Origin of the sequence: Arthrobacter gyeryongensis (assembly GCF_039543785.1) — a bacterium.
In the GTDB taxonomy this organism is placed as follows: domain Bacteria; phylum Actinomycetota; class Actinomycetes; order Actinomycetales; family Micrococcaceae; genus Arthrobacter; species Arthrobacter gyeryongensis.
This window is the reverse complement of the sequence record NZ_BAABKK010000006.1, coordinates 193,489-218,975: the sequence shown is the minus strand read 5'-3', so window position 1 is coordinate 218,975 and position 25,487 is coordinate 193,489. Positions and strand designations below refer to the sequence as shown.

The window sequence follows — 25,487 nt, the reverse complement described above, 5'->3', positions numbered from 1 at the left end:
CCCAGGGATTTTGCGTGTCGCGAGGCTTAAACAAAGAGCTCCGGAGTGCGTTATTGGGGGATACGCACTCCGGAGCGGACTTTGGAGCAGGTTCTTTGGGTTCCTGCTGACAATTAGCTTACGTGCCCCAACAGCACTCCGCTACCAATCTGAATAACTACTTTCACTTTACTTTTTCCAGTCCCGAGTTCAGGGCAAAATCCGGCGTTTGATCGGGGTCCCCGAGCCCTTGTAGAGCACCCGGCGCAGGCCTAGCGTTAACTTGCACAGGAAGAGGTGGTCCACGTGGAGATCTTCATGTGGTGGCTGGACATAGACCTCAAGAGCAAGGAATGGCTGCGCGAGAACCTTCGTGCCACGGAGCTTCCGCTGGAAGTTCTGCAACGCATTGCGGATGTCGGCGGCCCGCGCCTTGAGGAGCTGGCTGGCGGGCTGAGCGACGCCGACTGGGACTTCATAGAGACGCAGTCCGAGTTCGTGGACTGACACGGCTTCCTAGAAGCGGTTCATAAAACCGTTGCGGCTCCCGCGCGGGGATGGTTGCATGGGGTTCATGGCTACCGCAGAGAGTTATGTCTTGGCGATCGGGACCAAAAAAGGACTGTGGCTGGCACGCAGCACAGACCGCAAGGAATGGTCCCTTTCCGGTCCGCACTTCCTCATGAGCGAGATCCCCAGCATCGGTATCGATACGCGCGGGGACAAGCCCCGGATCATGGTGGGCGTGCGTTCCGAACACTGGGGCCCCACCGTGGCCCACTCCGACGACCTGGGCGCCACATGGACCGAGCCCGAACAAGGCGCCATCAAATTCCCGGAAGGCACCGATGCCGCACTGGAACGGATCTGGCAGATCTACCCGGACTCCGCGTCCCAGCCCGGGGTGGTCTGGGCAGGTTGCGAACCGATCTCTGTCTGGAAATCAACCGACGGCGGAGAACACTTCGAGTTGAACCGCGGCCTCTGGGACCACCCGCATCGCAGCGAATGGGGAGCTGGCTACGGCGGCGCTGCCGCCCACTCGATTGTGGTCAACCCTTCCGGGGAGAACGTCCACGTCGCCATGAGCACTGGAGGCGTCTACCGATCGCTCGACGGCGGTGCCTCCTGGGAGGCCCGCAACAAGGGGATCTCGGCCTACTTCATGCCCGATCCCAATCCCGAGTTCGGCCAGTGCGTACACAAGATCGCCGCGGATGCCGCCGTCGAAGGCCGCTTGTATGCGCAGAACCACCACGGTGTGTACCGCACGGACGACAACGGCGAAAACTGGGTTTCAATCGCCGACGGCCTCCCGGCAGATTTCGGCTTCGTGATGCTCACCCACCCCCGCCGCGAAGGGACGGCCTGGGTGATCCCGATCAAGGCCGATAGTGAGCGGATTCCGCCGGGCGGCCATCTCGCGGTGCACCGCACGGATGACGCCGGTCAGTCCTGGAAGCGCTTGGATGTGGGCCTCCCGGACCATGAATACAACGCCGTGCTCCGTGACGCAGCCGCGGTGGATTCTGCTGAACCTTCCGGGGTGTACTTCGGGACACGCGGCGGTTCGGTCTACGCCAGCGCCGATGAAGGCGAGTCTTTCATCGAAGTTGCCTCGCACCTACCTGATGTTTTGTGCGTCCGCGCTGCCGTCATCTCCGGGGTTGTCTCCGCAGATGTGGCCGAGGAATCGGCCGCTGCCTCCGCAGCATCCGGTCTTCCGGCTTAGGACGGATCTTGCCCGATATCACCGTGGTTTTGCCTAGCGTTCTCCAGCCGCTCGCCGGCGGGCAGTCCTACCTGACTACGCCCGCCGACGGAGCTGTGACCGTGGAAAACTTGCTTGACACTGTGACCGGTAATTACCCGGTGCTGGCCCGGAGGCTCCGGGATGAAACCGGTTCGCTCCGGCGCTACGTGAATATTTACGTGAACGGCGAGGAGGTCCGGCGTCTGAAGGGTCTGGATACTGAGGTTGCGGCCGGCCAGGAGGTCTTGATCATCCAGTCCGTGGCTGGCGGCTAAGCGGTTCGGGGCCAGGTCAGGCCACTCGCCAGACTGTGCATTCGTCGGTATTGATGGCCTTGCGCAGGCCGGTCAGCTGATCCATGATCCAGACGACGCCGATGCCCGGGGCCGTTTCCTGGACGCTGCCCCGGCGGATGACAACGTCATCGTAGGAGGGTCCGACGGAGAGGCGGGCTTCGATCTGGTCGCCGCGGTGCAGCTGGTCAAGCGCGCGGATTCTTGTGGGGTGGGTTGATACTTCCTTCAACATGGTGGCCTCCCTGGCTGGAGCTGCCAGCATTTGCCGGCTATTCCAGTGTGGCGGGCCAATGTTGCAGGGTGGTTTCGTACGGGTTAGCCGCGGGTAAGACTTCCGTTAGCAAAAAAATCCGCTGCTCCCCACCGGCCCCCTAGCCTCGCAAGCTCGGCCAGGGAACCCTGCCGGCGTGGGCCCAAGCCGGTGGGCGGGGAACAACGGATGTCTTTTGGAGGCGGTGCCCTACTTCAGGCCGAGCTCCGCCGTCGGGGTTTTGAAGGATTCGCGGGCCGTCATCGCGGATACCGCTGCGATGACGCAGATGACCCCGGTGAAGATGCTGATCTGGACCCAGCCGCCGGCCTTGGTGCCGCCCATTGCCGTCACGATGGTCGGGGCGAAGCCTGCCATGAGGAAGCCGATCTGCGTGCCGATGGCCAAGCCGGAGAAACGGACTTTGGTGCTGAACATTTCGCCGTAGAAGGAGGGCCACACTGCGTTTGCAGCGGCGTATCCGAGAGCGAAGTACACCACGGAGACCAGGAACATGAGCGGCACGTTTCCGGATTCGAGCGTCAAGAGGAACACCGGGGTCATGATGGCGCTGGCTACAGCGCCGTAGATGAAGACGGGCTTGCGGCCGATCCGGTCGGCCATCCGGCCGAAGACCGGCTGTGTGCCGAGCGCGACGACGTTTGCCGCGACGACGAGCCACAAAGTGATGGTGCTGTTGACGTGGGCCACGTCCTTGGCATAGGCAATGGCCAAGGTGCCGAAGACCGTGCTCACCGCGGAGATGAAGGCGCAGCAGATAACGCGCAGAACGTCGGCCCAGTGCAGCCGGAGGAGGTCGGCCACGGGAAGCTTGGCGATCTGGTTGTTCTTCTTGGCCTCGGCGAACGCGGGCGGCTCGTGCAGGGTGCGACGGATGAAGAACGCCACCAGGACCACCACGGCGCTGAGCCAGAACGGGATGCGCCAGCCGATGCCGTACTTGATCTCGTCGGGGAGGGCGACCACGGGGATGAAGACCAACGCTGCGAGGATCTGGCCTCCCTGGGTTCCGGTGAGGGTCCAGGAGGTAAAGAACGAACGGCGGTTGTCCGGAGCGTGTTCCAGGGTCATGGACGAGGCGCCGGCTTGTTCACCGGCGGCCGAGAGGCCCTGGCAGAGGCGTGCAAAGACCAGCAGCGCCGGAGCCCACCATCCGATGGCCTTGAAATCAGGGAGGCAGCCGATAATGAACGTCGCACCGCCCATGAGTACCAGGGTAAACATCAGCACGCGCTGGCGGCCGATCCGGTCGCCGAAGTGCCCCAGGATGATGGCTCCAACGGGCCTTGCTACATAAGCGAAGCCGAAGGTCGCGAAGGACATGATGGCTGCGTTGGCGTCGGCGCTGGGGAAGAAGACGTGCGGGAAGATCAAGGCCGCGGCCGAACCGAAGATAAAGAAATCGTAGTACTCGACGGCGCTGCCGAGGAAGCTGGCGAGGGCGGCCTTCTTCGGCGTTCCCGCCGTGGCAGTGCCCGGCGTCGTAGACGGGATCGTGTGACTCATGGTGTTCCTTTTGTGTGACGGCGATGTCGCATCTGGCTGAAATGTGCGTACCTGGAACGTCGATGTGGGTCCGGCAGCGGCCTCACACTGTAGCCACATTGTGAGAGCTACTTGTGCGATACAGCAATGATGACTGTGAGCACAGTCACTTGTCAAGATATTTACTCACCATCTAGATATAGCTCTCACGATGTGGCAATCTTTAGTTATGGATGTGAAGGAAGACACAAAAACCGACATGATCGGCAAGGCCCTGGGCCTCCTCGTATTGCTGGGCAATGAGCCGAAGGGGGCCAGTGCCTCGGAGCTCGCCCGCCAGGCGGAGCTGCCCTTCAGTACTACTTACCGGCTGCTCGGATCCCTGACCCGCGACGGATTCGTCGACTACGAGGCTGACGGCCGCCGCTACCATCTGGGACTTCGCGTCTTCCAGCTCGGTCAGCGGGTGTCCAATCATCACGGCTTTGCGGGCACCGCTCGGCCCATCCTGCAGCGCGTGACGGAAGGGACCGGCGAAGCCACCATTCTTTCGGTCAGGGATGGCCGCCACCACCTCACGGTCAACAAGGTGGACGGTCCCCAGATGTTCCGGGTCACGAGCGATCCGGGGCATCTTGGAATGCTGCACACCACGGCGGTGGGGAAGGCGCTTGTTGCCTTTGCGGACGACGACGAGCGGCAGCAGTTGGTGGAAGAGCTTGAGTTGGAGCCACTGACGGAGTTCTCCATTACCGACCGCGACGCTTTCCGCTTGGAAATCGAGAAGATTCGTCGCCAGGGCTACGCGATCATGGACGAGGAAAACGAGGTGGGTATGCGCGCCGTCGCCGTCCCTGTCCTCAATTCCCAGGGCGTTGCCTTCGCCTCGCTTGCCACCGCGGTACCTGTTTTCCGGATGAGCGTGGAGCAGCTGGTGGCGGTGGTCCCCTTGCTGAAAAGCGCGGCGTCCGAGCTTGCCGACCGCCTGCCGCAGCGTTAAGGGCCGCTAACGGCCATCACTTTTGTTCGCGATAAGAACAAGAGTGCAATATGTGAACATTTTGTGTAGTCTGATTCATACCTCCCGGCGGAGCAACAGACTCTGGATGACTCAACGGATCCAGAGACGGCCAATCCGCGGGTGCAGTTGTCAAAGGAGCAATGAGCATGAGCAACCGAGCCGAATCCTTCCTCGTGGGCCTGATCGGTGAGGGCGTCACGCCTTCGCTGACGCCGCCCATGCATGAGAGGGAGGCCGACGTCCAGGGGCTGCGCTACCTGTACCGGCCCATCGACCTGCTGGAGCTCTCCCTGCCCGGCTCCGCCGTAGGAGATTTGCTGACCGCAGCTTCCTGGCTTGGTTACAACGGCCTTAACATCACACATCCGTGCAAGCAACTGGTGCTGCCGTTCCTGGACGAGGTTTCCGAGGACGCCCGGCGGCTCGGCGCTGTGAACACCGTGCTGATCAAGGAAGGGCGCTTCTTCGGCCACAACACAGACTTCTCCGGTTTCGGCTCCGCTTTGGCCAGCGGCCTTCCCGACGCCGGCCTGGAGCGGGTGGTTCAACTCGGGGCCGGTGGTGCCGGCTCCGCCGTCGCATATGCCCTGCTTTCCGCGGGGGTCAGGACACTGGATCTGGTGGACGTGGACCCCTCGCGCTGCGCCGAACGGGCGGACGAACTCGCCGCCCTGTTCCCGGGCAGCACGGTCAGCGCGCGCTCGACGGCGGAGCTGCCGCAACTCATGCCGCTGGCCGACGGTTTGGTGCATTGCACGCCGGTGGGCATGGCCGCTCATCCGGGCCTCCCACTGGACATGTCCCTCGTGGAACCCCGGCACTGGGTGGCTGACATCGTCTACCGGCCGATCGAAACCCAGTTGGTGCTCGAGGCCCGGGCCAAGGGCTGCCGCGTGCTCGACGGCGGACGCATGGCCGTGGGCCAGGCTGCCGACGCTTTCCGCATCTTCACAGGCCGCGACGCCGATCCGGAACGGATGCGGGCACATTTCCTTGAGCTGGTGGGCGCCGAAGACGCCAAGGCTGAAGAGTCGAAGGCCGACAAGGCACTCGCCGGGGCGGGGCACTGATGCGCACGGGAATCGCTACCGTCTGCCTCTCGGGCACACTCAAGGAAAAGATGCAGGCCTGCGCCATCGCGGGCTTCGACGGCATCGAGATCTTCGAACAGGACCTCGTCACCTCGCCGCTCAGCCCTGAAGACGTGCGGAAGATGGCCGCGGACCTTGGACTCGGCCTTGATCTCTACCAGCCGTTCCGCGACTTCGACAGCGTCTCCGAAGACCTCCTGCAGGAAAACCTGCGCCGGGCGGACGCCAAGTTCAAGCTCATGTCCCGCCTCGGCATGGACACCATCCTGGTGTGCACCAACGTGGGAACCGCCACGATCGACGACGACGACCTCCGGGCCGGGCAGCTCTCCCGCCTGGCGGAACTGGCCGGGAATCACGGAGTCAAAGTTGCGTACGAGGCTCTGGCCTGGGGCAAATACGTCAACGACTACGAGCACGCGCACCGATTGGTGGACACCGTGGACCACCCCAACCTGGGCACCTGCCTCGACTCCTTCCACATCCTTTCCCGCGACTGGGACACCGCACCCATCGAGGCCATCAAGCCTGAGAAGATCTTCTTCGTCCAGGTGGCCGACGCCCCGAAGCTCTCTATGGATGTCCTGTCCTGGAGCCGCCATTACCGCGTGTTCCCCGGCGAAGGCCAATTTGAGCTGGCCAAGTTCATGGGCCATGTGGCTCGTGCAGGCTATTCCGGCCCGGTTTCGCTGGAGGTCTTCAACGACGTTTTCCGCCAATCCGATGTGGAGCGCACCGCCGTCGACGCGATGCGCTCGCTGATTTGGCTTGAGGAACAGAGCGCCAAATGGCTCGAGGCGAACGCGGCATCCCTTGCGGCGGGAGCCGCCGGCGGTGACTCGCTCGCCAACGCTGCCGGCCGGCGTCGTTATCCCATGGAACTGGCCACGCTGCCCAAGGTGGCGGAACCGGCCGGCTTCAACTTCGCCGAGGTCAAGACGGATGAGCCCGCACAGCTTGAGACCCTCCTGGGGCAGCTCGGCTTCGAATTCGACGGTCGGCACCGGACCAAGGACGTGCAGTTGTGGTCCATGGGGCAGGCCCGCGTCATCATCAACGAACAAGCGCCGTCGCACAGTGAACCCGCCATCGCGGCCTTGGGCTTCGACGTCGACTCTCCCGTGATTGCCTCGGCCCGCGCGCAGCAACTCAAAGCTCCCGTGGTGCCGCGCAAGGTGCAGGCGGACGAGGAAGTGTTCCAAGGCATTGCGGCCCCGGACTCCACCGAAATCTTCCTGTGCCAGGGCAGCCCGGACGGGACGGCGGCATGGACCCATGAATTCGGGCAGCCCAGCGAATTCGGCGAAGGCCTCGAGCACCCTTCTGTGGGAGCGCAAGCGGTGATCGACCACGTGAACGCTGTCATTGACCACGTGAACCTGGCCCAGCCTTGGCAGCACTTCGACGAAGCCGTCCTCTTCTACACGAGTGCCCTCGCGCTGGAACCGCAGCCGTTCGCCGAGGTGCCGAGCCCCAGCGGCCTGGTGCGCTCACAGGTCATGCAGACGTCTGACCGCGCCGTGCGCCTGGTGCTGAACCTGGCGCCGGTGCTTCAGCAGGAACCTGGCCAGCAGGGCAACGGCGCGCGCAAGAGCTACCAGGAACACATCGCCTTCGCGGTGGATGACCTTGTGGCCACCGCGCGGGCGGCGCAGGAACGCGGACTCGAGTTCCTCCGGATACCGGCCAACTACTACGAGGACCTGGATGCGCGCTTCGCCTTGGAGCCTGCCTTCCTGGCCACCCTCAAGGAACTGAACCTTCTCTATGACAGGGATGCCAGCGGTGAATTCCTCCACTTCTACACCGCCACGGTGGGCAGCGTGTTCTTCGAAATGGTGGAACGCCGCGGCAACTACGACGGTTACGGCGCCCCCAACGCCCCCGTGCGGCACGCCGTCCAGTACGACTCGCTTCACGCCCACCACGTGCAGCGCTAAGCAGAAACACCAGCAGAGACCAGGAAAGCAACCACCCGAAAGGAGCCGGCCGTGCTGCTAGACGCAAATGCCGGGCACTACCAAGACGACGAGCTCGTACCGGCGGCCGAACCGCATGCCGGGCACGCGCCGTTGGACGCCGCAGCCGAAACCCAAGCGGATCTCAGCGCGGAGATCAAGGCCATCGGCGAAGCGTACGCCCAGGCGCTCAAGAACGGTGCCGCGCCGGAGACCCAGCCCCGCCTGGACTTCGCGCCGTACCGCAGCAGCATCCTGCGCCACCCCACCAAGAGCCTGCACCACGCGGACCCGGAGACCATTGAGCTGTATTCGCCGGCGTTCGGGCACCAGGACGTGCATGCGTTGGAGTCGGACCTCACCATCCAGCACAACGGTGAACCCCAGGGCGAGCGGATCATCGTTCAGGGCAAAGTGCTCGACGGCGACGGCCGCCCGGTTGCCGGCCAACTCGTGGAGATCTGGCAGGCCAACGCTGCCGGCCGTTACATCCACAAGCGCGACCAGCACCCCGCCCCCCTCGACCCGAACTTCACCGGCGTCGGACGCTGCATCACCGGACCGGACGGCACCTACCGATTCACCACCATCAAGCCCGGCGCCTACCCATGGAAGAACCACCTCAACGCCTGGCGGCCGGCGCACATCCACTTCTCGCTGTTCGGCACGGATTTCACGCAGCGCATCGTCACCCAGATGTACTTCCCGGGCGACCAGTTGTTCCCCCTGGACCCCATCTACCAATCGATCGTGGACCAGGACGCCCGCGACCGCCTCGTGGCCAAGTACGACCACGAACTGACGAGCCCGGAGTGGGCCCTCGGCTACAACTGGGACATCGTCCTGAGCGGGTCGAAGCGGACCTGGACCGAAAACGAAGCCTTTGGCGACGCCGGGGATGAGGAGTAGAACATGAGCAAGCTGACACCCACACCTGGCCAGACCGTAGGCCCGTTCTACGGTTATGCCCTCCCCTTTAATAAGGACAACGAACTCCTTGCTCCGGGCAGCGCCGGAAGCATCCGCCTGCAAGGCACAGTGTACGACGGCGCCGGAGACGCCATCCCCGACGCCATCCTGGAGATCTGGCAGCCGGACTCCGAAGGCAACGTGGTCCAGCGCACGGGCTCACTTATCCGCGATGGCTACACCTTCACCGGCTGGGGCCGCGCCGCGGTAGGCAACTCCGGTGTGTACACCTTCACCACGGTCAACCCCGGCCCCACTGAAGCGGGCGCGGCTCCGTTCATTTCCGTCGCCGTTTTTGCGCGTGGCCTCATGAACCGCCTGTTCACCCGCATCTACTTGCCGGAAAACAAGGAAGCGCTCGCTGCCGACCCGCTGCTCAGCTCCCTCGATCCTGAGCGCCGCAAGACCCTGATCGCGCGTCGCGACGCGGATGGCGGACTCACGTGGGACCTGCGCCTGCAGGGCGGGAACGAGACTGTTTTTCTCGACTTCGAAGGCGCCTCCCAGTGAGTGGCGACGGCGATTTCGGGTTGCTCAGCCCGGTTTCGGCGTCGCCCGCCGTGGTGGCGCTGACGGGTGACCGTGCGGTGATCGCTGCCATCCTCGACGTCGAGGCCGCGTGGGCATCCGTGCTCGAAGAGGCGGGCTTCGCGCCCGCCGGTTCTGCCGCCGTCGTCGCCGAGGCGGCGGAATCCTGGGCCTACGACGCCGCATCCATCGCCGAACGCGCACAAGGGGGCGCCAACCCGGTCATTCCGCTGCTGGCCGATCTCCGGGGGAGAGTCAGGCAGCTCGAGGCTGGGCTTCCCGGCGGGCCGATCGGCGCGCTTGCCGCCGTGCACGCCTCCCTGACCAGCCAAGACGTCCTGGATTCGGCCCTGATGCTGCTCGCACACCGCGTGGTTTCCGCGCTTCTGGCCGAAGTAAAAGGTACGACGACGGCGCTCGCCACCCTCGCGGAACAGCATGCGGACACGCTCTGCGTCGGCAGGAGCCTGACCCAGCATGCGCTTCCGTTCACCTTCGGGCTCAAGGCAGCGCAGTGGTTCCACGGAGTGGCCGCCGCTGCCCGTCGCCTCGAAGCCCTGGAGTTGCCCGTGCAGTTCGGCGGCGCCGGCGGCACCTTGGCTGCCGGTACCGTGCTCACCGACGGCTCGTCGTCGAGCCCCTTTGACTTGGCCGACGCCTTGGCCAGGAAGCTGGGGCTGGCTCCCGCTGCGGCTCCTTGGCACACGAACCGCCTGGATGTCACTGCACTCGGCGACGCCTTGGCCTCTCTGACGGACTCTTTCGGCAAGATCGCCTCGGACCTGCTGTTCCTCAGCCGCCCCGAGGTTGCCGAACTGGGTGAACCCCTTGCCGCGGGTCGGGGCGTTTCCTCTGCCATGCCGCAAAAGCAGAATCCCGTGCTGTCCGTGCTGATCCGCAGCGCAGCGCTCCAAGCTCCCGGGCTGGCAATGCAGCTGCACCTCGCAGCCGCGAACTTCAACGACGAACGTCCGGACGGCGCCTGGCACAGCGAATGGCAGGCCTCGCGGGGCTTGCTTCGGCTTGCACACGGTGCCGCCACCCAGCTGCGCGAGCTCGCCGAAGGACTTCGTGTCTTCCCCGAGGCGATGCGCCGCAACCTGGAAATCTCCGGGCCATTGCTGCTCAGCGAAGCTGTTGCGTCCTCCGTTGCTCCGCTCCTTGGCACGGACGGGGGAGAAGCGAAGGCGAAGCTGCAAGCCGTCGTCGACGAGACCCTGCAAGCACCCGCAGCCGAGCAAGCCCGGATCTACACCAAGCTCCTCCGCGAAGCCGTCCCCGCCAGCAAGCTGTCCGATGAGGAACTGCGGGCCTTTCTGGATCCGGCGAACTATGTCGGTGAGGCTCCCGAGATCAGCCGTCGCATCCTCGCCGCGTACCCCGAATTCACGCACACCAACCCGAAGGGAGCCGATCGTGGCTAAGCCCAACGTCAAGGCGGTGCTGCTGTCCCCGCAGCGCACCCTCGGGGAGAAGCCGCTCCTGGTGGTGGGGCCCTCGCTCGGAACGTCCACCGTGCTCTGGACCGAGGCCGCTGCCCTGCTCGGCAACGAGTTCGACGTTATCGGCTGGGACCTGCCCGGTCACGGCGTCTCGCCCGCGGCCTCCGAAACGTTCAGCGTCGCCGAACTGGCGGACGCGGTGATTGACTTGGTGGACTCGATCGCGCCCGGTGCCGTGTTCCACTACGCCGGCGATTCCCTGGGCGGTGCCACAGGACTGCAGCTCGGCATCAAGCATGGAGAACGGCTCAAGTCCCTGTCCGTGCAGTGCAGCGGAGCGAAGCTCGGTACGCCCGAGGGATGGCTGGAACGTGCCGAAACCGTCCGCGCCCAAGGAACCGCGGTGATGATCCAGGGTTCCGCAGAGCGTTGGTTCGCTCCCGGTTTCATGGATCGCCAGCCCGTGGTCAGCAGTCGCCTCCTGCACGCCCTGCGGGACGCGGACCGCTTCAGCTACGCCTTCTGCTGCGAGGCCCTCGCCGGATTCGACGTCCGCGCCGAACTCGGCAGCATCACCGTCCCGACGCAGGCACTGGCGGGCGTCGAGGACACTGTTGCACCGCCGTCGTTCGCTGAAGAAATTGCGGACGGCATCAACGCCGGATTCAACACAGGAGGCGGCACTGCAGTCGCTGTGGCGCTCGACGGCGTCGGGCACCTCGCGCCAGCGGAGGCGCCCGCCGTCGTCGCGGACCTCATGCGGAAATTCATGATGGAGGCCGGAAAATGAGCACTGATCTTTCGCAGGGCGCCGTTCAGCGCGACGCTACATCGCAGGAGATCTACGACGCCGGCATGGTGGTCCGCCGTGAAGTGCTCGGCGACGCGCACGTGGACCGTGCCAACGCCAAGAAAGACGAATTCACCGGTGACTTCCAGGACATGATCACCCGCGTCGCCTGGGGCGGCATTTGGACCCGGCCTGGCCTGGATCGACGCATGCGCTCGGCCGTCACCATCACCGCGATGGTGGCGCACGGGCACTGGGAAGAACTGGCCATGCACATCCGTGCCGCAATCACGAACGGGCTGAGCAGGGACGAGATCAAGGAAATCCTGCTGCAGACCGCCATCTACTGCGGAGTCCCCTCCGCCAACACCGCATTCAAGACCGCGCAACGCGTCTTCGCGGAGCTCGACGCGACCCCCGAAGCCCCCACCCCACCCAACTAGTCCCCACCGCCACCCTGGCCTCGCAAGCTCGGCCAGGGAACCCTGGCGGCGTGGGCCCACGCATTAGAACATAGAGGAGACCCCATGAACCAGGCGTATGTGTACGACGCCGTGCGCACACCTTTTGGAAAATTCGGCTCGGGCCTTGCCGGGGTGCGGCCGGATGACCTCGCGGCCCACGTGGTGCGCGAGGCCGTGAAGCGCGCTCCTGCTTTGGATGTTGAGCGCATCGACGAGGTGGTGTTCGGGAACGCCAACGGCGCCGGCGAGGAGAACCGCAACATTGCCCGCATGGCCACCCTCTTGGCAGGGCTCCCGACGTCGATCCCGGGCACCACGGTCAACCGCCTGTGCGGTTCCTCCCTGGATGCCGCCATCATCGCCTCGCGCCAGATCAACGCCGGCGACGCCGAGCTGGTCCTGGTGGGCGGGGCTGAGTCCATGTCCCGGGCGCCGTGGGTATTGCCCAAGACCTCCAAGCCGTACCCGGCCGGTGACATGACCCTGGCCTCCACCACCCTCGGCTGGCGCCTGGTGAACCCGGCGATGCCGAAGGACTGGACCATTTCCCTGGGTGAGGCCACCGAGCGGCTGCGTGAGAAGTACGGAATCACCCGCGAGCGGCAGGACGAGTTCGCTGCGGCCTCGCATAACCTCGCGGCTGCTGCGTGGGACGAGGGCTTCTACGACCAGTTGGTGACTCCGGTACCGGGCACCGAGCTGGTCCGTGACGAAGGTATCCGTGCGGGCTCGACGGCGGAGAAACTCGCAGGACTCAAGACCGTTTTCCGTCCCGAGGCCAGCGGTCCGGAGGGTGGAACCGTGACGGCAGGCAATGCTTCGCCGCTGTCCGACGGCGCCTCCGCGGCCTGGATTGGCAGCGAAAGCGCCGCCGGGCTGCTCGGGCTGGAGCCACTGGCCCGCATCGCCGGCCGCGGCGCGCACGGAAACGATCCCCAGTTCTTCGGCTACGCCCCGGTGGAGGCCGCCAACAAGGCACTCTCGAAGGCGGGCATCGGCTGGGAGCAGGTGGGCGCCGTCGAACTTAACGAAGCCTTCGCCGCACAGTCCCTGGCTTGCATCGATGCGTGGGGGATCGACCCGTCGATTGTGAACCGGCACGGCGGCGCGATCGCGATGGGCCACCCGCTGGGCGCCTCCGGCACCCGGATCCTGGGCACCTTGGCCCGCAGCCTTCAGGTTTCCGGCGAGCGTTGGGGTGTCGCCGCGATTTGCATCGGCGTCGGGCAGGGCCTGGCCGTGGTGCTTGAGAACGTCACTGCCGGAAATTCGGCACAACCGGTGAAGGGCTAAGGCAATGCTGCAATTCATTGACACCGTCGGCGAAGCTGTCGCAGGCATCGAGGACGGCTCCACCGTCATGATCGGAGGCTTCGGAAACGCGGGCCAACCGTTCGAACTCATCGACGCGTTGCTCGATTCCGGCGCCACTGACCTCACCGTGGTGAACAACAACGCCGGACAGGGCGACCAAGGCCTTGCGCTGCTCATCAAGGAAGGGCGGGTCCGGAAGATGATCTGCTCCTTCCCCCGCCAGTCCGATTCCTGGCACTTCGACGCCAAGTACAAGGCCGGGGAAATCGAACTGGAACTCGTGCCCCAAGGCAACCTGGCCGAACGCATCCGGGCTGCCGGGGCGGGTATCGGCGGGTTCTTCACCCCTACCGGGTACGGCACCATGCTCGCGGAAGGGAAGCACACACGCTTCCTCGACGGAAAATGGCAAGTGTTCGAGACGCCCATCCATGCCGACGTCGCGCTTATCAAGGCGCTCAAGGCCGACGGCAAGGGCAACCTCGTCTACCGCAAAACGGCCAGGAACTTCGGACCGATCATGGCGGCGGCCGCAAAGCACACCATCGTCCAGGTATCGGAGATCGTACCGACCGGCGCCCTGGACCCGGAGAACGTGGTGACCCCGGGAATCTACGTCAACAGCATCGTGAAGGTGGCCTGACATGAGCATCCAAACCTCAACAACACCCTTGGAGCGAGACGATCTCGCGCGGCTCGTGGCGCGGGACATCGCTCCGGGCTCGTTCGTGAACCTCGGCATCGGCCAGCCTACGCTCGTCTCCAATTACCTCACCGAAGAGCAGAACATCACTCTCCACACGGAGAACGGGATGCTCGGCATGGGTCCGGAGGCCAAGGGCGAAGAGATCGACGGCGACCTCATCAACGCCGGCAAGATCCCCGTCACCGAGCTCCCCGGCGCCTCGTATTTCCACCACGCCGATTCCTTCGCGATCATGCGCGGCGGGCACCTGGATATCTGCGTCCTCGGCGCTTTCCAGGTGTCGGCCACGGGTGACCTCGCCAATTGGCACACCGGAGCGCCGGACGCCATCCCGGCCGTCGGCGGGGCGATGGACCTGGCCACCGGCGCCAAGGACGTCTTCGTCATGATGACGCTCCTGACCCGCGAGGGCGCGTCCAAGCTCGTCGACACCTGCAGCTACCCGCTTACGGGCGTGGGCTGCGTGACCCGCGTGTACACGGACAAAGCGGTCTTCCTGATAGGGCCCGACGGCGTGACCGTGCGTGAGACGTTCGGCTGCACCTTCGAAGAACTCCAAGCCATGGTGCCGGTCCCGCTGGTGCCGTTCGACGAGAAGGCGGCCGGCGCCGTCGTCGGCGTCTAAACGCGCCTAAAGTCGATCGCGAACTGGCAGCAAATGCCCTCTGGAAGCAACCCGAGGGGCAACTGCTGCCAGTTCGCGCCAATAAGATTGGTAACCATGACCGACGCAGCAGTAGCCGGGGTGCCGCAGGCAGGTGCTCCCCAAGCGAGTGACCAGTATGTGCAATCGCTGGCACGCGGATTGTCCGTGATCCGTGCGTTCGACGCGGCCAACCCCGTCATGACGCTCAGCGAGGTGGCGGCGCGTACCAACCTGACGCGTGCCACGGCCCGTCGATTCCTGCATACCCTGGTGGAGCTGGGCTATGTCCGCACAGACGGCAAGACCTTCGCGCTCACGGCGATGGTCCTGCAGCTTGGCTACTCATATTTGTCGGCCTTGTCCTTGCCCCAGCTCGCGCAGCCGCACCTTGAAGAACTCTCGCTGAAATTGGGGGAGTCGACGTCGGCCGCGGTGCTGGATGGGGCGGACATCTTCTACGTGGCCCGTGTGACCACGCGCCGGATCATGACGGTCGGCATTTCGGTGGGCACCCGCTTCCCGGCCTACGCCACGTCCATGGGTAGGGTGCTTCTTGCCGGCCTGACGCAGCAGAAACTGGACGAATACCTCTCCTCGGTGGAGTTCAAGGCCCTGACGCCGCGGACCATCACGTCCCGCGAAGAGCTGGTGGCCGAGCTGGACCGGGTGCGCAGGCAGGGCTGGTGCCTCCTCGACCAGGAACTGGAACTCGGGCTCATGTCCATCGCTGCGCCTGTATGGAACCACAATGCCGGCCACGTGGCTGCTGCGGTCAACGTCTCGCTCCAAGCCCAAAACGTCGCTGCGCAGCCAACCCCCGAGGCCTACCTCGAATCGGTCCGGGAGCAGATCGTGGAGACTGCGCGTGCGATATCGCAGGACGTTTCGGCGAAGCACTAGCTTTTGGCCTGGTTGCCACGGCGCGTTGCAGCGCGTAGGCTCACGGCCCATGACTGACGTAGCCGCGCAGCAGGCCGCGCTACCGCGTCAGCTTGGCGTCGTCCGGGTGTTCATCGCCGATGTGCCCGGGAGCGCTGGCGGCCAGGACGCGTTGGACGAACGCGCTGTATTCCTCCATGTAGTGGCGCAGGAGGGACGCGGTTCCTTCGTCCCGGACGGATCCATCCTCGTTGTAGGACGCCGGATCGAACTTGATGTAGGCCTCCGGGGCATTCAGCTGAGGTGCGTCGAGGAAGCTCAGGACGCTGCGCATGGAGGACTGCATCACGGCCGTGCCGATGCTGCCAGGTGATGTGCCAATGATTCCCGTGGGCTTGCGCGCGAAGGAGTTGGTTCCCCAAGGCCGGGATCCCCAATCGATGGCGTTCTTCAGGGCGCCCGGGATGGAGCGGTTGTACTCGGGGGAAACGAACAGGATGCCGTCCGACGCCGCGATCGCGTCTTTCAACGCGCGGCCCGCAGGTGGGAAGTCGGCGTCGTAGTCGGAGCTGTAGAGGGGCAGGTCCTTGATGGGGATCTCGGTGAATTCGAGCTCTTCCGGCGCGACGCTGATGAGCGCCTTGGACAGGATCCGGTTGATGGATCGGCTTGAGAGGCTGCCGACGAAGTATCCGATCTTGTACGTGGCCATAGCAATGTTCCTTCCCGACGGCGCGGCCGGAACCGGCTCATCGACGGTGCGGTACTGGAGGCTCCCAGCCCACAGCGAGCTTATTAGAGCATCCCGAAGATGGGAATGGCCGGGCACTGCTACGGCCATTCGAGTGGAAACGGCTTCAGTTGCCTTTGGGCCAGGCAATGAGCGGCATCTTTGGTTTTCCGATCGCGCGGCCTGAACTGATTCGATCGAGGTTGTACCCAAGCCGATCGCGGAGCGCAGGGCTGCTGCCTGGAACGCTTGGAGTCTCTTCGAGCGCAACCCCGAATCTGGAGAGAGTATCGGCGATGATCGAATCCGCGCGACGGCCGCTGAGGCCTCCCCAGCTTGCAACCTCCGCGCGGAAGTGGTCCAGGGTGACCCTGTGATGGTTGAATTCGCCGCCAATTGCCAGGGAGAGTTCATCGCCGATCTTTTTCGATCCGACTCTCGAAGGGTCGTCGTTGATATTGAGGATCGGTACTGCATCGTAGAGGTCGGCGATCGTTGATGCCTCGTTGGTTTTGTGGAGGATTGACACGTTTTTTGCATGTGCGTCGTGGTTACCGATGATCACGTTGTAGAGCAGATGGCGCAGCCAGGTCTCCATGTCGGAGCCATCACCAAATGAACCGAAGAGTTCGGCGATCCGCTGTGCGGTGGGTCGGGATGGGGAGCGTGGCTGCTCGGGATTCTGGAATTTTGCGGCGGAGTCTGTCCAGTCCAGACCGAGTGCTTGAGCAGCGTCTTCCTGATGGATAGGGCGGACCGTGTTGCCTTCCACAATCCGGTCGTACCGTTCGATGGAGAGGAAGGTCGTCTGGTTGTAGGTGATCAGTTCGCTGTGAAAGCCAGTCAGGCCCATGTGACGCGCGATCTGGTGTGAGAAGTACTCGTCGAAGATCGTGGCCGGCCGGTGGGAGGGCGATGGTTTGAGGATATGAGTGGAATGAGCCAAATTTTCAGGGTAGACCCAGTCCTCCCCAAATCGTGCCAAGAGTAGTTTCGGCTGGAAGCCGGGGAGCATGGAGCGGCCGCTGTCTGGTTCGTTGCCGAGGTCAAAGTCTCGCTGGGCCTTCTCAAGCTTGCGGATGACTTCGCGGGTGCTTAGGGGCCGATACTTGCCAGCCACGTGATCGCCCGGCTTTTCAGTGCGGATCGAGAGCGCGCCAGCCATAGTTAGGCCATAGTGCTTCAGGAGAGCAAACAGGTCACTCTCATCAATGCGCGCGGTGCTGGCAAGTCGAATTCGATGGTTGCCCTCGGGCGCGTATCCACCGAAGAAGTTGGAGGCGTGCCGAGTGTCGGCTTTGGTTCCAGGAACCAGGGAGAAGCCTTCCGTGAGCATGCTGGGCGCTCCGGCGTATGTGGATTCGATTGCGAAGGTCACCTGGCGCCTGTCCCGGCGGGTCGGGGTGATGACGCCGATGTGGTCGTCGTGCAGGAAGACGTCGAGATGCTCAGTCATGTGGAACTTCCGCCGGCAAATCAAAGCTCACGGTGATCTTGATACCGAGCCGCCGCAGTGTTCGGAACATCCGGGTGGCCCAGAGGTTCGACGTTCCCTTTTCAAGGTTGACCAGGTATAGGCGGGGGATCCCGAGATCTTCCGCGAGTTGTTCCTGGGTCATCCCACGTGCGGTTCGTGCGTGCTTGATGGCCGCGCCGAGGTTCTTGGGGTTGGGTGCTTCGAAGCTTGGCATTGAAAATCCCTTGTATGAATATCGCGACACCGTGCGTTGTATGAATATTACAACATTGTCCGATGTATGGATATGCCAACACCGCGCAGAGTCTGAATATTCATACATCGAGCCCGGGGCACCATCCCTACTCCCGCCAGGGCCTTCCGCGTCCTAGACTCAAGCCAACAACGGCTCAGGACAATGATGTTCAGAAGGACAATGGGGTTTCAGAAAGGGAGCGCGGGTGAAACTTGGCATAGCGCGGGAACGCCTGGACGGTGAACGGCGTGTGGCCGCGACGCCGGAGACCGTCCAGCAGTTGGCTGGACTGGGACTGGAAGTCGTCGTCGAAAGCGGAGCCGGAACCGCCGCGGGCCACAGCGACGAGGACTACCGCCAGGCCGGAGCTCTCATCGTCCCCGCCGTGGATCTGGCCACACTGGACGTCTACGCGCACGTCCGCCCCCTCGAACCCACGACGGCGGCCGCGCTGCGCCGGGGCGCCGTCACCGTAGGCCTGGCCTCGCCGTCGTCGGAACTTCCCACCGTCCGCGCGCTCGCCGAAGCGGGCGTGACCTCCTTCGCGCTTGAACTGGTGCCGCGCATTTCCCGGGCACAATCCATGGACGCGCTCACGTCCCAGGCCCTCGTGGCCGGATACCGGTGCGTGCTCGAGGCGGCAATGCGCCTCCCGCGCTTCTTCCCGCTCTATATGACGGCCGCCGGAACTATTCCCCCGGCCCGCGTGCTGGTATTGGGTGCGGGTGTGGCAGGCCTGCAGGCCATCGGCACCGCGAAAAGGCTGGGCGCACGCGTCTCCGCCAACGACATCCGGCCAGCCTCGGCGGACGAAGTCGCATCCATGGGCGGCACTTTCATCAAACTCGACGTGGAGACGGCGGAATCCTCCGGCGGCTACGCGCGCGAGCTCAGCGCCGACCGCGGTGCCCTGCAGCGCGAGCTGCTCGCCCCGCACGTCGCCCAGGCAGACGTGCTCATCACGACGGCGGCGGTCCCCGGACGGCGGGCGCCTCTCCTGGTGAGCCGCGAAATGGTCCAGCATATGCGTCCCGGCTCGGTGGTCGTCGACCTCGCCGCGGAGTCCGGCGGCAACGTGGAAGGCTCAGTGCCTGGTTTGGATCTTCAAATACCGACGGCGGATGGCCAGGGCACGGTCACCCTTGTGGGGATGAAGGATGTCGCCTCCGCCATGCCCGCGGACGCCTCGCGCCTCTACGCGAAGAACGTCGCGAACCTGTTGGCCCTCATGACATGTGATGGAGACGTCGTCCCCGACTTCGGCGATGAGGTGGTGGCGGGTGCGTGCCTGACGCACGACGGCGAGGTGCGGCACGGTCCGACGGCCGAGGCGCTCGCTGCGCTCTCCGCCGAGACGGCGGAAACCGTCAGCTCAGCCAACGAGGGGGTTTCCTGATGGACGGCATCGGCCTGCTCACCATCACCGTCCTGGCCGTCTTCGTGGGCTTCGAAGTGGTCTCCAAGGTCTCAAGCACGTTGCACACCCCCTTGATGTCCGGGGCCAACGCTATCCACGGAATCATCCTGGTGGGCGCGATCATCGTCGCCGGGCAAGCCTCGGATCCATGGGTCCTCGCGGTGGCCTTGCTCGCCGTCGTCCTCGCCACCGCCAACCTGGTAGGCGGATTCGTGGTGACCGACCGCATGCTGGAGATGTTCCGCGGCCGTAAACGCGTTACGCCGCCCGACGGGAAGCCGGGGGCCATTGAGGCTGAGCCCAAGGGGCGCACGCGATGACCCTCATCGATCCGGTGTGGACCTCGCTCCTTTACCTCGCGGCTGCAGTCTGTTTCATCCTCGCGCTCAAGGGACTCAACTCCCCGCGTACCGCCCGGCGCGGCAACCTGGTGGGCGCATTCGGTGCGGTGCTCGCCGTCGCCACGGTCTTCATGTCCGTAAAAATGGACAACGTTCCCTGGATCCTGGGCGCGATGGTGGTTGGTTCGGGCATAGCCGCGCCGGTGGCTCGCCAAGTCAAGATGACCCAGATGCCGCAGCTCGTGGCGCTTTTCAACGGCGTGGGCGGTGGAGCCGCGGCCCTCGTGGCACTCCTGGAACTTGCGCACACGGAGGACCGCTGGGTACGTGTGGCCATCGTCTTCACGCTGCTGGTGGGGGCGGTGTCGTTCGCGGGTTCCGCCATCACGTTCTCCAAACTCCAGGAGCTCATGACCACCCGCCCGGTGGTCTTCCCGGGCTTGCCGACCCTCATGGGAGCGGTGCTGTTCGCGGCGGTGGGTGCCGCCGTCGCCGTCGTTTTCAGTGGCTCCCTCGCGCTCGCGCTGCTGCTCTTGGTGCTGGGGTTGGCGGCAGGGGTCCTGCTGGTGCTGCCGGTAGGCGGCGCGGACGTGCCGATCGTCATCTCGCTGCTGAATGCCTTCACGGGCCTGGCCGTGGCTGCCTCGGGCCTGGTGCTTGGCAATGTGCTCTTGGTGGTGGCCGGCACGTTGGTGGGCGCCTCGGGCACCATCCTCACCAGGGCCATGGCCGCGGCCATGGGCCGCAGTGTTGCGGGTATCCTCTTCGGCGCGTTCAAGGGAGGCTCGACGGCGGGGTCCACGGCGGTGAGCGACCGCCCCGTCCGCTCCTCCAGCCCGGAAGAAGTGGCCGTACTCCTTGGGTATGCGCAACGGGTCATCATCGTTCCCGGCTACGGGCTCGCTGTGGCCCAAGGACAGCACACGGCAGCGGAGTTGGCCCTTGCCTTGGAGGCGAGGGGCATTGACGTGGACTTCGCGATCCACCCGGTGGCCGGCCGAATGCCCGGGCACATGAACGTCCTGCTGGCCGAAGCCAATGTGCCCTATGAGTCCCTCAAGGAAATGGGCGAAATCAACTCGGAATTCCGGACAGCCGACGTCGCCCTCGTGGTTGGCGCGAACGACGTCGTCAATCCAGCCGCGAAAACCACGGCAGGTTCGCCGATCTACGGCATGCCCATCCTTGAGGTGGCCGACGCGCGCCAAGTAGTCTTCCTCAAGCGCTCCATGCGGCCGGGATTCGCGGGAATCGAGAACGAACTCATGTACGAACCGCAGACAACGCTGCTGTTTGGCGACGCCAAGGAATCCCTCACCAAAGTGTTGAGTGCGCTCAAGGCGCTCAAGCTTAGTTAACCAACCCTAGGGTGCTGCCGTGCCTCTCTGCCGCCAAATCAGGTGAGCACACTCAGGATCGCGGCCCGCAGCTGCTGCCAGCCGGGTGAGCCCACTCAAGACGCGGCCGGAATCAACGCCCTATCATCGCCGAAGACCCAGGGCGGGAATGCTCCCATCCTTGACGGTTGCCCGGCTTCGAATGGACGGTGAGTGGAGTGGTTGGATCCTCGACGCACGAGCAGATGGTCAAACGCCATTTCGGGGTCCGTTGGGCCGCCGTCGGGGCGTGTGCTGCGATGGTCCTGGCACTCCTCAGCGGTTTTGCGTTGCCGGCGCATGCGGCCGCAAACACTGTTATCACGCTCACTTTCGATGACGGCAACGCCGACCAACTGACCGCCGCAGCCACGCTAAAGAACCTCGGACTTCACGGCACCTACTTCGTCCCCTCCGGGTGGATCGATCAGCCGAGCTATTTCACGTCCGCGAACCTCCAGCAACTCTATGCGGACGGCAATGAGATTGCCGGGCACACGGTCACCCACCCCGATTTGGTTACCTTGACGTCGGATGAAGTGACGCGCCAAGTGTGCAATGGCAGGGTCGCCCTGGCAAACATGGGCTTCAAGGTCACCAGCTTCGCGTATCCGTTCGCCTCCTTGGATCCCGCCGTGCAGACCATCGTCAAGAATTGCGGTTTCAACAGCGCCCGCGGGCTCGGGGACCTTTACAGCAAGGACGATCCCGGGCTCCCGGCCGCCGAAAGCATTCCGCCCGCCAACCCCTATGACACCGCGGCACCGGAGGAAGTGGACAGCACATGGACGCTGTCCAACCTTGAAAACTCCGTCACCAGGGCCCAAGCGGCCGGCGGTGGCTGGGTTCAATTGACGTTCCACCACATCGCGGTGGGGACTGATCCGACCCTCACCATCAGCCCCAGCCTGTTCAACCAGTTCGCCTCCTGGCTAGCGCAACAACAGACAGCAGGCAGCATTGCGGTGAAGACGGTTGACCAGGTAATCGGTGGCGCTGTCCAACCGCTCGTCTCCGGGCCGCCGGTACCGCCGCCGCCTCCCCAGGGGACCAACATGATCCAAAACCCGAGCCTCGAGACGCTCACCAGCGGGATTCCGCTGTGCTGGGCTGCGGGTGGATACGGCACCAACACTCCCAGCTTTTCAGTGGTCTCGCCTGGCCACACGGGCAATAACGCGGAACGACTGACTATGAGCGGCTACGTCAGCGGTGACGCGAAACTCCTGCCCGCTCTGGACCTTGGCGGCTGCTCACCCACAGGGACTCCCGGGCATATCTATCAGCTCAGCGCCTGGTACAAATCCAATGTCATCACCCAATTCGAGGTCTACTACCGCACCGGAACGGGGTATTGGACCTACTGGACGGCGAGTCCGCTGTTCAATGCGAACAGTAACTGGACGCAAATCACATGGACCACGCCGGCGCTTCCGGCAGGCGCCTCGGGTATCAGTTACGGACTGAACATCCAATCCAACGGTTCGATCACCACGGACGACTATTCGATGGTCGACGTCACCCAGGCCGCGGCGACCGCGCCGGCGGCGCCAACCGGCGTGAGCGCGACGGCGGGCAACGCCTCCGCCACCGTGTCCTGGACGGCGCCGGCCAACGGCGGCTCCCCGATCACCTCCTATACGGTGACGCCTTCGTCCGGCGGCACGGCCTTGGCTCCGGTGACGGTTACCGGAAATCCGCCCTCGACGACGGCGACCGTCACCGGACTGACGAACGGCACCGTCTACACGTTCACGGTCACCGCCACAAACGCCATCGGCACATCGCCGGCGTCGGCCGCGTCGGCTCCCGTCACCCCGACCGCGCCGACAGCGCCTGCCGCACCGGCGGGTGTGACCGCCACGGCGGGCAACGCCTCCGCCACCGTGTCCTGGACAGCGCCGGCCAACGGCGGCTCCCCGATCACCTCCTATACGGTGACGCCTACCTCCGGCGGCACGGCCTTGGCTCCGGTGACGGTTACCGGAAATCCGCCCTCGACGACGGCGACCGTCACCGGGCTGACGAACGGCACCGCCTACACGTTCACGGTCACGGCGACGAACGCCGTCGGGACCTCCACGGCTTCTGCGGCCTCGGCTCCGGTCACGCCGACGGCCCCGGTTCCGGGCGTCACCAACGGCGGGTTCGAGTCCGGGCTGAGCTCCTGGACCACCGGCGGCGTCCGGGCGCCGGTAGCCTCCACCACCGCACACACGGGCACAGGCTCCGCGCTCCTCGGACTTGCCTCCGGGGCCGAGCCGCTCGGGGACAGCAACCTGTCCCAGACCATCACCGTCCCCGCTGCCGGGACCTCCACGCTGTCCTTCTGGTACCAGCCGCACACCGCCGACGACACGTGCAGCGGCACCACGTGCCGTTACGACTGGATGGAAGCACAGGTCCGCAGCACCAGCGGCACGGTCCTGGCCAGCCTCTTCAAACTCAGCAGCAACTCCGGCGCCTGGACCCAGCTCAGCGCAAACCTCTCCGCCTACAACGGCCAGAGCATCGTGCTCTGGTTCAACGTCCACCTCGACGGCTCCAGCCCCGCGGATGACACCTGGATGTACCTCGACGACGTGACCCTCACCAACAGCCAGGCCACCCCCACGGCACCCTCCGCCCCGACAGGTGTCACCGCGACCGCGGGCAACGCCTCCGCCGCCGTGTCCTGGACCGCCCCTAACAACGGCGGCTCCGCGATCACCTCCTACACCGTCACCCCGCACGCCGGCACCACCACCCTGGCCCCGGTCACCGTCACCGGGAACCCGCCCGCCACCAGCACCAACGTCACCGGACTCAGCAACGGCACCGCCTACACCTTCACCGTCACCGCCACCAACGCCATCGGCACCTCCCCGGCCTCGGCGGGATCCGCGCCGGTCACCCCCACGGCGGGAGCGACGGCACCCGCCGCTCCGACAGGGGTCACCGCGACGGCGGGCAACGCCTCCGCGACCGTGTCCTGGACAGCGCCGGCCAACGGCGGCTCCCCGATCACTTCCTACGCCATCACCCCGCACGCAGGCGCCACCACCCTTGCCCCGGTCACCGTCACCGGGAACCCGCCCGCCACCAGCACCAACGTCACCGGACTCACCAACGGCACCGCCTACACCTTCACCGTCACCGCCACCAACGCCATCGGCACCTCCCCGGCCTCGGCGGCATCCGCGCCGGCCACCCCCACGGGAACAACCACCTCGGCCATCACCAACGGCGGCTTCGAATCCGGGCTCACCGCCTGGACCACCGGCGGCGTCAGGGCACCCGTGGCCTCCACCACCGCCCACACCGGCACCGGCTCCGCGCTCCTGGGCCTGGCATCCGGGGCAGAACCGTTGGGTGACAGCAGCCTGTCCCAGACCATCACCGTCCCCGCCACCGGAACCACCACCCTGTCCTTCTGGTACCAGCCCCACAGCCAGGAAGACCCCTGCACCGGCAACGCCTGCCCGTACGACTGGATGGAAGCACAAGTCCGCACCACCACCAACACCACCCTGGGCAGCCTGTTCAAACTCTGCAACAACAACGGCACCTGGACCCAGCTCACCGCCGACCTCACCGCCTACAAAGGCCAGACCATCACCCTCTGGTTCAACGTCCACCTCGACGGCTCCACCCCCGCCGACGACACCTGGATGTACCTCGACGACATCACCCTCACCACCGGCTGAAAGCGTAGATCGACGTGGTCGCCGTCGTGCCCTAGCCCTTAACGCGAGCGGCGGCCGCGAACTTGGGTCGCAGCCGCCGCTTCCCGTTGAGCAGGCCGATGACTGAGCCGGCGACCCGCAGCCGCAGGGGAGAGCCTGCGGCCGCCGTTTTTAGCCGGCTTCGAGGATCTTCTTGAGGTTCTCCAAGTCCTTGCGCATGGCCTTGCGCATCATTGGCGCCATGGCGATGCCCGCAAGCGCGGAGAACCCTGAGGGTTCACCTGTGTTGCGGAGGGTCATGCGTGTCGCGCCATTCTCATCGGACCAGGTGTAAGTGGTTCGCATCGGGAAAGGACCTTGGCTTGTGCGCATGGTGAGTTTCTCGCCGGGGACAAGCTCGGTGAATTCGTAGACATAGTCCAGATTTCGGCCCAGGAACCGTGCGGTGAAGGCAACCCGGGATCCAACTTCGAGGGGCTTCGGCGTCTGCCACTGTGCGGATCGTATGTTCACATACCAGACCGGCGCGTTGTCCGGGTTGGAAGCATAACTTGCCACGATCTCGCGGGGCCGCTGGATCAGTATTTCGGTCTGGACGTTCACCATGTTCCCAACTATCGCAGAACGCGCCTACCGGGCGGTAACCCACGTTGA

Annotated in this window: 25 protein-coding genes; 19 read left to right on the top strand and 6 right to left on the bottom strand. The window is 64.9% G+C overall.

Annotation, left to right across the window (positions count from 1 at the left end):
• The first annotated feature begins 285 nt into the window (after positions 1–285).
• The 3 genes from ABEA18_RS04945 to ABEA18_RS04935 are packed head-to-tail and all read left to right on the top strand — an operon-like array spanning position 286 to position 2,007.
• Positions 286–486, top strand: coding sequence for a hypothetical protein (locus tag ABEA18_RS04945; RefSeq protein ID WP_059388808.1), 201 nt, complete (start codon positions 286–288; stop codon positions 484–486).
• A 58-nt stretch (positions 487–544) separates the two neighbouring features.
• Entirely contained in the window at positions 545–1,711 is a 1,167-nt protein-coding gene (locus tag ABEA18_RS04940; protein ID WP_345448189.1) for a WD40/YVTN/BNR-like repeat-containing protein, read from the top strand.
• Between the two features lie 8 nt (positions 1,712–1,719).
• Positions 1,720–2,007, top strand: a complete 288-nt coding sequence (locus tag ABEA18_RS04935; RefSeq protein ID WP_345448188.1) for a MoaD/ThiS family protein — start codon at positions 1,720–1,722, stop codon at positions 2,005–2,007.
• Positions 2,008–2,023: 16 nt separating this feature from the next.
• On the opposite strand, the gene ABEA18_RS04930 is transcribed toward ABEA18_RS04935, so the two are convergent.
• Together ABEA18_RS04930 and ABEA18_RS04925 are read right to left on the bottom strand one after the other, a co-directional pair.
• Positions 2,024–2,260 carry a hypothetical protein gene (locus tag ABEA18_RS04930; protein ID WP_059388807.1) on the bottom strand — a complete coding sequence of 79 codons (237 nt, stop codon included), beginning with the start codon at positions 2,258–2,260 and terminating at the stop codon, positions 2,024–2,026.
• Positions 2,261–2,488: 228 nt separating this feature from the next.
• Positions 2,489–3,805, bottom strand: a complete 1,317-nt coding sequence (locus ABEA18_RS04925; protein WP_345448187.1) for an MFS transporter — start codon at positions 3,803–3,805, stop codon at positions 2,489–2,491.
• A 208-nt stretch (positions 3,806–4,013) separates the two neighbouring features.
• Here ABEA18_RS04925 and ABEA18_RS04920 point away from each other — a divergent pair, with 208 nt between their 5' ends.
• The 12 genes from ABEA18_RS04920 to ABEA18_RS04865 all read left to right on the top strand — a co-directional run bounded on the left by ABEA18_RS04920 (position 4,014) and on the right by ABEA18_RS04865 (position 15,613).
• Positions 4,014–4,784: an IclR family transcriptional regulator gene (locus tag ABEA18_RS04920; RefSeq protein WP_345448186.1), complete on the top strand. Its 771-nt coding sequence runs from the start codon at positions 4,014–4,016 to the stop codon at positions 4,782–4,784.
• 167 nt (positions 4,785–4,951) lie between these two features.
• Positions 4,952–5,875 carry a shikimate dehydrogenase gene (locus tag ABEA18_RS04915; protein ID WP_345448185.1) on the top strand — a complete coding sequence of 308 codons (924 nt, stop codon included), beginning with the start codon at positions 4,952–4,954 and terminating at the stop codon, positions 5,873–5,875.
• Positions 5,875–7,836, top strand: coding sequence for a bifunctional sugar phosphate isomerase/epimerase/4-hydroxyphenylpyruvate dioxygenase family protein (locus ABEA18_RS04910; RefSeq protein WP_345448184.1), 1,962 nt, complete (start codon positions 5,875–5,877; stop codon positions 7,834–7,836). The genes ABEA18_RS04915 and ABEA18_RS04910 overlap by 1 nt, the downstream gene beginning before the upstream one ends.
• 54 nt (positions 7,837–7,890) lie before the next feature.
• Entirely contained in the window at positions 7,891–8,763 is an 873-nt protein-coding gene (gene pcaH / locus ABEA18_RS04905; RefSeq protein ID WP_284988596.1) for a protocatechuate 3,4-dioxygenase subunit beta, read from the top strand.
• 3 nt (positions 8,764–8,766) lie between these two features.
• Positions 8,767–9,333: a protocatechuate 3,4-dioxygenase subunit alpha gene (pcaG, locus tag ABEA18_RS04900; RefSeq protein WP_345448183.1), complete on the top strand. Its 567-nt coding sequence runs from the start codon at positions 8,767–8,769 to the stop codon at positions 9,331–9,333.
• The gene (locus ABEA18_RS04895; RefSeq protein WP_345448182.1) at positions 9,330–10,775 is read left to right on the top strand and encodes a lyase family protein; all 1,446 of its coding nucleotides are present in this window, start codon (positions 9,330–9,332) and stop codon (positions 10,773–10,775) included. The genes pcaG and ABEA18_RS04895 overlap by 4 nt, the downstream gene beginning before the upstream one ends.
• The gene (locus tag ABEA18_RS04890; RefSeq protein WP_345448181.1) at positions 10,768–11,583 is read left to right on the top strand and encodes an alpha/beta fold hydrolase; all 816 of its coding nucleotides are present in this window, start codon (positions 10,768–10,770) and stop codon (positions 11,581–11,583) included. The genes ABEA18_RS04895 and ABEA18_RS04890 overlap by 8 nt, the downstream gene beginning before the upstream one ends.
• The gene (gene pcaC, locus ABEA18_RS04885; protein WP_345448180.1) at positions 11,580–12,026 is read left to right on the top strand and encodes a 4-carboxymuconolactone decarboxylase; all 447 of its coding nucleotides are present in this window, start codon (positions 11,580–11,582) and stop codon (positions 12,024–12,026) included. Before ABEA18_RS04890 ends, pcaC begins: the two co-directional genes overlap by 4 nt.
• Positions 12,027–12,110: 84 nt before the next feature.
• Positions 12,111–13,340 (top strand): thiolase family protein, encoded by a 1,230-nt coding sequence (locus tag ABEA18_RS04880; protein ID WP_345448179.1) that lies wholly within the window; start codon positions 12,111–12,113, stop codon positions 13,338–13,340.
• A 4-nt stretch (positions 13,341–13,344) separates the two neighbouring features.
• Positions 13,345–14,004, top strand: a complete 660-nt coding sequence (locus ABEA18_RS04875) for a 3-oxoacid CoA-transferase subunit A (protein ID WP_345448178.1) — start codon at positions 13,345–13,347, stop codon at positions 14,002–14,004.
• A gap of 1 nt (position 14,005) precedes the next feature.
• The gene (locus tag ABEA18_RS04870; RefSeq protein ID WP_345448177.1) at positions 14,006–14,692 is read left to right on the top strand and encodes a 3-oxoacid CoA-transferase subunit B; all 687 of its coding nucleotides are present in this window, start codon (positions 14,006–14,008) and stop codon (positions 14,690–14,692) included.
• Between the two features lie 96 nt (positions 14,693–14,788).
• The gene (locus tag ABEA18_RS04865; RefSeq protein WP_345448176.1) at positions 14,789–15,613 is read left to right on the top strand and encodes an IclR family transcriptional regulator domain-containing protein; all 825 of its coding nucleotides are present in this window, start codon (positions 14,789–14,791) and stop codon (positions 15,611–15,613) included.
• 79 nt (positions 15,614–15,692) lie between these two features.
• Here ABEA18_RS04865 and ABEA18_RS04860 read toward each other — a convergent pair whose 3' ends face one another.
• The 3 genes from ABEA18_RS04860 to ABEA18_RS04850 form a co-directional block, all read right to left on the bottom strand.
• Entirely contained in the window at positions 15,693–16,304 is a 612-nt protein-coding gene (locus tag ABEA18_RS04860) for an NADPH-dependent FMN reductase (RefSeq protein ID WP_345448175.1), read from the bottom strand.
• Positions 16,305–16,449: 145 nt separating this feature from the next.
• Positions 16,450–17,778, bottom strand: coding sequence for a type II toxin-antitoxin system HipA family toxin (locus tag ABEA18_RS04855; RefSeq protein ID WP_345448174.1), 1,329 nt, complete (start codon positions 17,776–17,778; stop codon positions 16,450–16,452).
• Positions 17,771–18,013 carry a helix-turn-helix transcriptional regulator gene (locus ABEA18_RS04850; protein ID WP_345448173.1) on the bottom strand — a complete coding sequence of 81 codons (243 nt, stop codon included), beginning with the start codon at positions 18,011–18,013 and terminating at the stop codon, positions 17,771–17,773. The genes ABEA18_RS04855 and ABEA18_RS04850 overlap by 8 nt, the downstream gene beginning before the upstream one ends.
• Positions 18,014–18,239: 226 nt before the next feature.
• Between ABEA18_RS04850 and ABEA18_RS04845 the strand changes: the two genes are divergently transcribed.
• From ABEA18_RS04845 to ABEA18_RS04830, 4 genes are all read left to right on the top strand, one after another.
• Entirely contained in the window at positions 18,240–19,430 is a 1,191-nt protein-coding gene (locus ABEA18_RS04845; RefSeq protein ID WP_345448172.1) for a Re/Si-specific NAD(P)(+) transhydrogenase subunit alpha, read from the top strand.
• Positions 19,430–19,771 carry an NAD(P) transhydrogenase subunit alpha part 2 gene (locus ABEA18_RS04840; RefSeq protein ID WP_345448171.1) on the top strand — a complete coding sequence of 114 codons (342 nt, stop codon included), beginning with the start codon at positions 19,430–19,432 and terminating at the stop codon, positions 19,769–19,771. The genes ABEA18_RS04845 and ABEA18_RS04840 overlap by 1 nt, the downstream gene beginning before the upstream one ends.
• Positions 19,768–21,150 carry an NAD(P)(+) transhydrogenase (Re/Si-specific) subunit beta gene (locus ABEA18_RS04835; protein WP_345448170.1) on the top strand — a complete coding sequence of 461 codons (1,383 nt, stop codon included), beginning with the start codon at positions 19,768–19,770 and terminating at the stop codon, positions 21,148–21,150. Before ABEA18_RS04840 ends, ABEA18_RS04835 begins: the two co-directional genes overlap by 4 nt.
• A 167-nt stretch (positions 21,151–21,317) precedes the next feature.
• On the top strand, positions 21,318–24,854 hold the full coding sequence (locus ABEA18_RS04830) for a fibronectin type III domain-containing protein (RefSeq protein ID WP_345448169.1): 3,537 nt from the start codon (positions 21,318–21,320) through the stop codon (positions 24,852–24,854).
• Between the two features lie 150 nt (positions 24,855–25,004).
• On the opposite strand, the gene ABEA18_RS04825 is transcribed toward ABEA18_RS04830, so the two are convergent.
• Positions 25,005–25,439: an SRPBCC family protein gene (locus ABEA18_RS04825; RefSeq protein WP_345448168.1), complete on the bottom strand. Its 435-nt coding sequence runs from the start codon at positions 25,437–25,439 to the stop codon at positions 25,005–25,007.
• Positions 25,440–25,487: the final 48 nt, after the last annotated feature.

What these genes read in the sequence shown, in the direction of transcription:
- ABEA18_RS04940 (WP_345448189.1), top strand. Translation starts at nt 545, where the DNA reads ATGGGGTTCATGGCTACCGCAGAGAGTTATGTCTTGGCGATCGGGACC.
- ABEA18_RS04930 (WP_059388807.1), bottom strand. Translation starts at nt 2,260, where the DNA reads ATGTTGAAGGAAGTATCAACCCACCCCACAAGAATCCGCGCGCTTGAC.
- ABEA18_RS04925 (WP_345448187.1), bottom strand. Translation starts at nt 3,805, where the DNA reads ATGAGTCACACGATCCCGTCTACGACGCCGGGCACTGCCACGGCGGGA.
- ABEA18_RS04920 (WP_345448186.1), top strand. Translation starts at nt 4,014, where the DNA reads ATGGATGTGAAGGAAGACACAAAAACCGACATGATCGGCAAGGCCCTG.
- ABEA18_RS04915 (WP_345448185.1), top strand. Translation starts at nt 4,952, where the DNA reads ATGAGCAACCGAGCCGAATCCTTCCTCGTGGGCCTGATCGGTGAGGGC.
- ABEA18_RS04910 (WP_345448184.1), top strand. Translation starts at nt 5,875, where the DNA reads ATGCGCACGGGAATCGCTACCGTCTGCCTCTCGGGCACACTCAAGGAA.
- pcaG (WP_345448183.1), top strand. Translation starts at nt 8,767, where the DNA reads ATGAGCAAGCTGACACCCACACCTGGCCAGACCGTAGGCCCGTTCTAC.
- pcaC (WP_345448180.1), top strand. Translation starts at nt 11,580, where the DNA reads ATGAGCACTGATCTTTCGCAGGGCGCCGTTCAGCGCGACGCTACATCG.
- ABEA18_RS04880 (WP_345448179.1), top strand. Translation starts at nt 12,111, where the DNA reads ATGAACCAGGCGTATGTGTACGACGCCGTGCGCACACCTTTTGGAAAA.
- ABEA18_RS04875 (WP_345448178.1), top strand. Translation starts at nt 13,345, where the DNA reads ATGCTGCAATTCATTGACACCGTCGGCGAAGCTGTCGCAGGCATCGAG.
- ABEA18_RS04870 (WP_345448177.1), top strand. Translation starts at nt 14,006, where the DNA reads ATGAGCATCCAAACCTCAACAACACCCTTGGAGCGAGACGATCTCGCG.
- ABEA18_RS04865 (WP_345448176.1), top strand. Translation starts at nt 14,789, where the DNA reads ATGACCGACGCAGCAGTAGCCGGGGTGCCGCAGGCAGGTGCTCCCCAA.
- ABEA18_RS04860 (WP_345448175.1), bottom strand. Translation starts at nt 16,304, where the DNA reads ATGGCCACGTACAAGATCGGATACTTCGTCGGCAGCCTCTCAAGCCGA.
- ABEA18_RS04855 (WP_345448174.1), bottom strand. Translation starts at nt 17,778, where the DNA reads ATGACTGAGCATCTCGACGTCTTCCTGCACGACGACCACATCGGCGTC.
- ABEA18_RS04850 (WP_345448173.1), bottom strand. Translation starts at nt 18,013, where the DNA reads ATGCCAAGCTTCGAAGCACCCAACCCCAAGAACCTCGGCGCGGCCATC.
- ABEA18_RS04840 (WP_345448171.1), top strand. Translation starts at nt 19,430, where the DNA reads ATGGACGGCATCGGCCTGCTCACCATCACCGTCCTGGCCGTCTTCGTG.
- ABEA18_RS04835 (WP_345448170.1), top strand. Translation starts at nt 19,768, where the DNA reads ATGACCCTCATCGATCCGGTGTGGACCTCGCTCCTTTACCTCGCGGCT.
- ABEA18_RS04825 (WP_345448168.1), bottom strand. Translation starts at nt 25,439, where the DNA reads ATGGTGAACGTCCAGACCGAAATACTGATCCAGCGGCCCCGCGAGATC.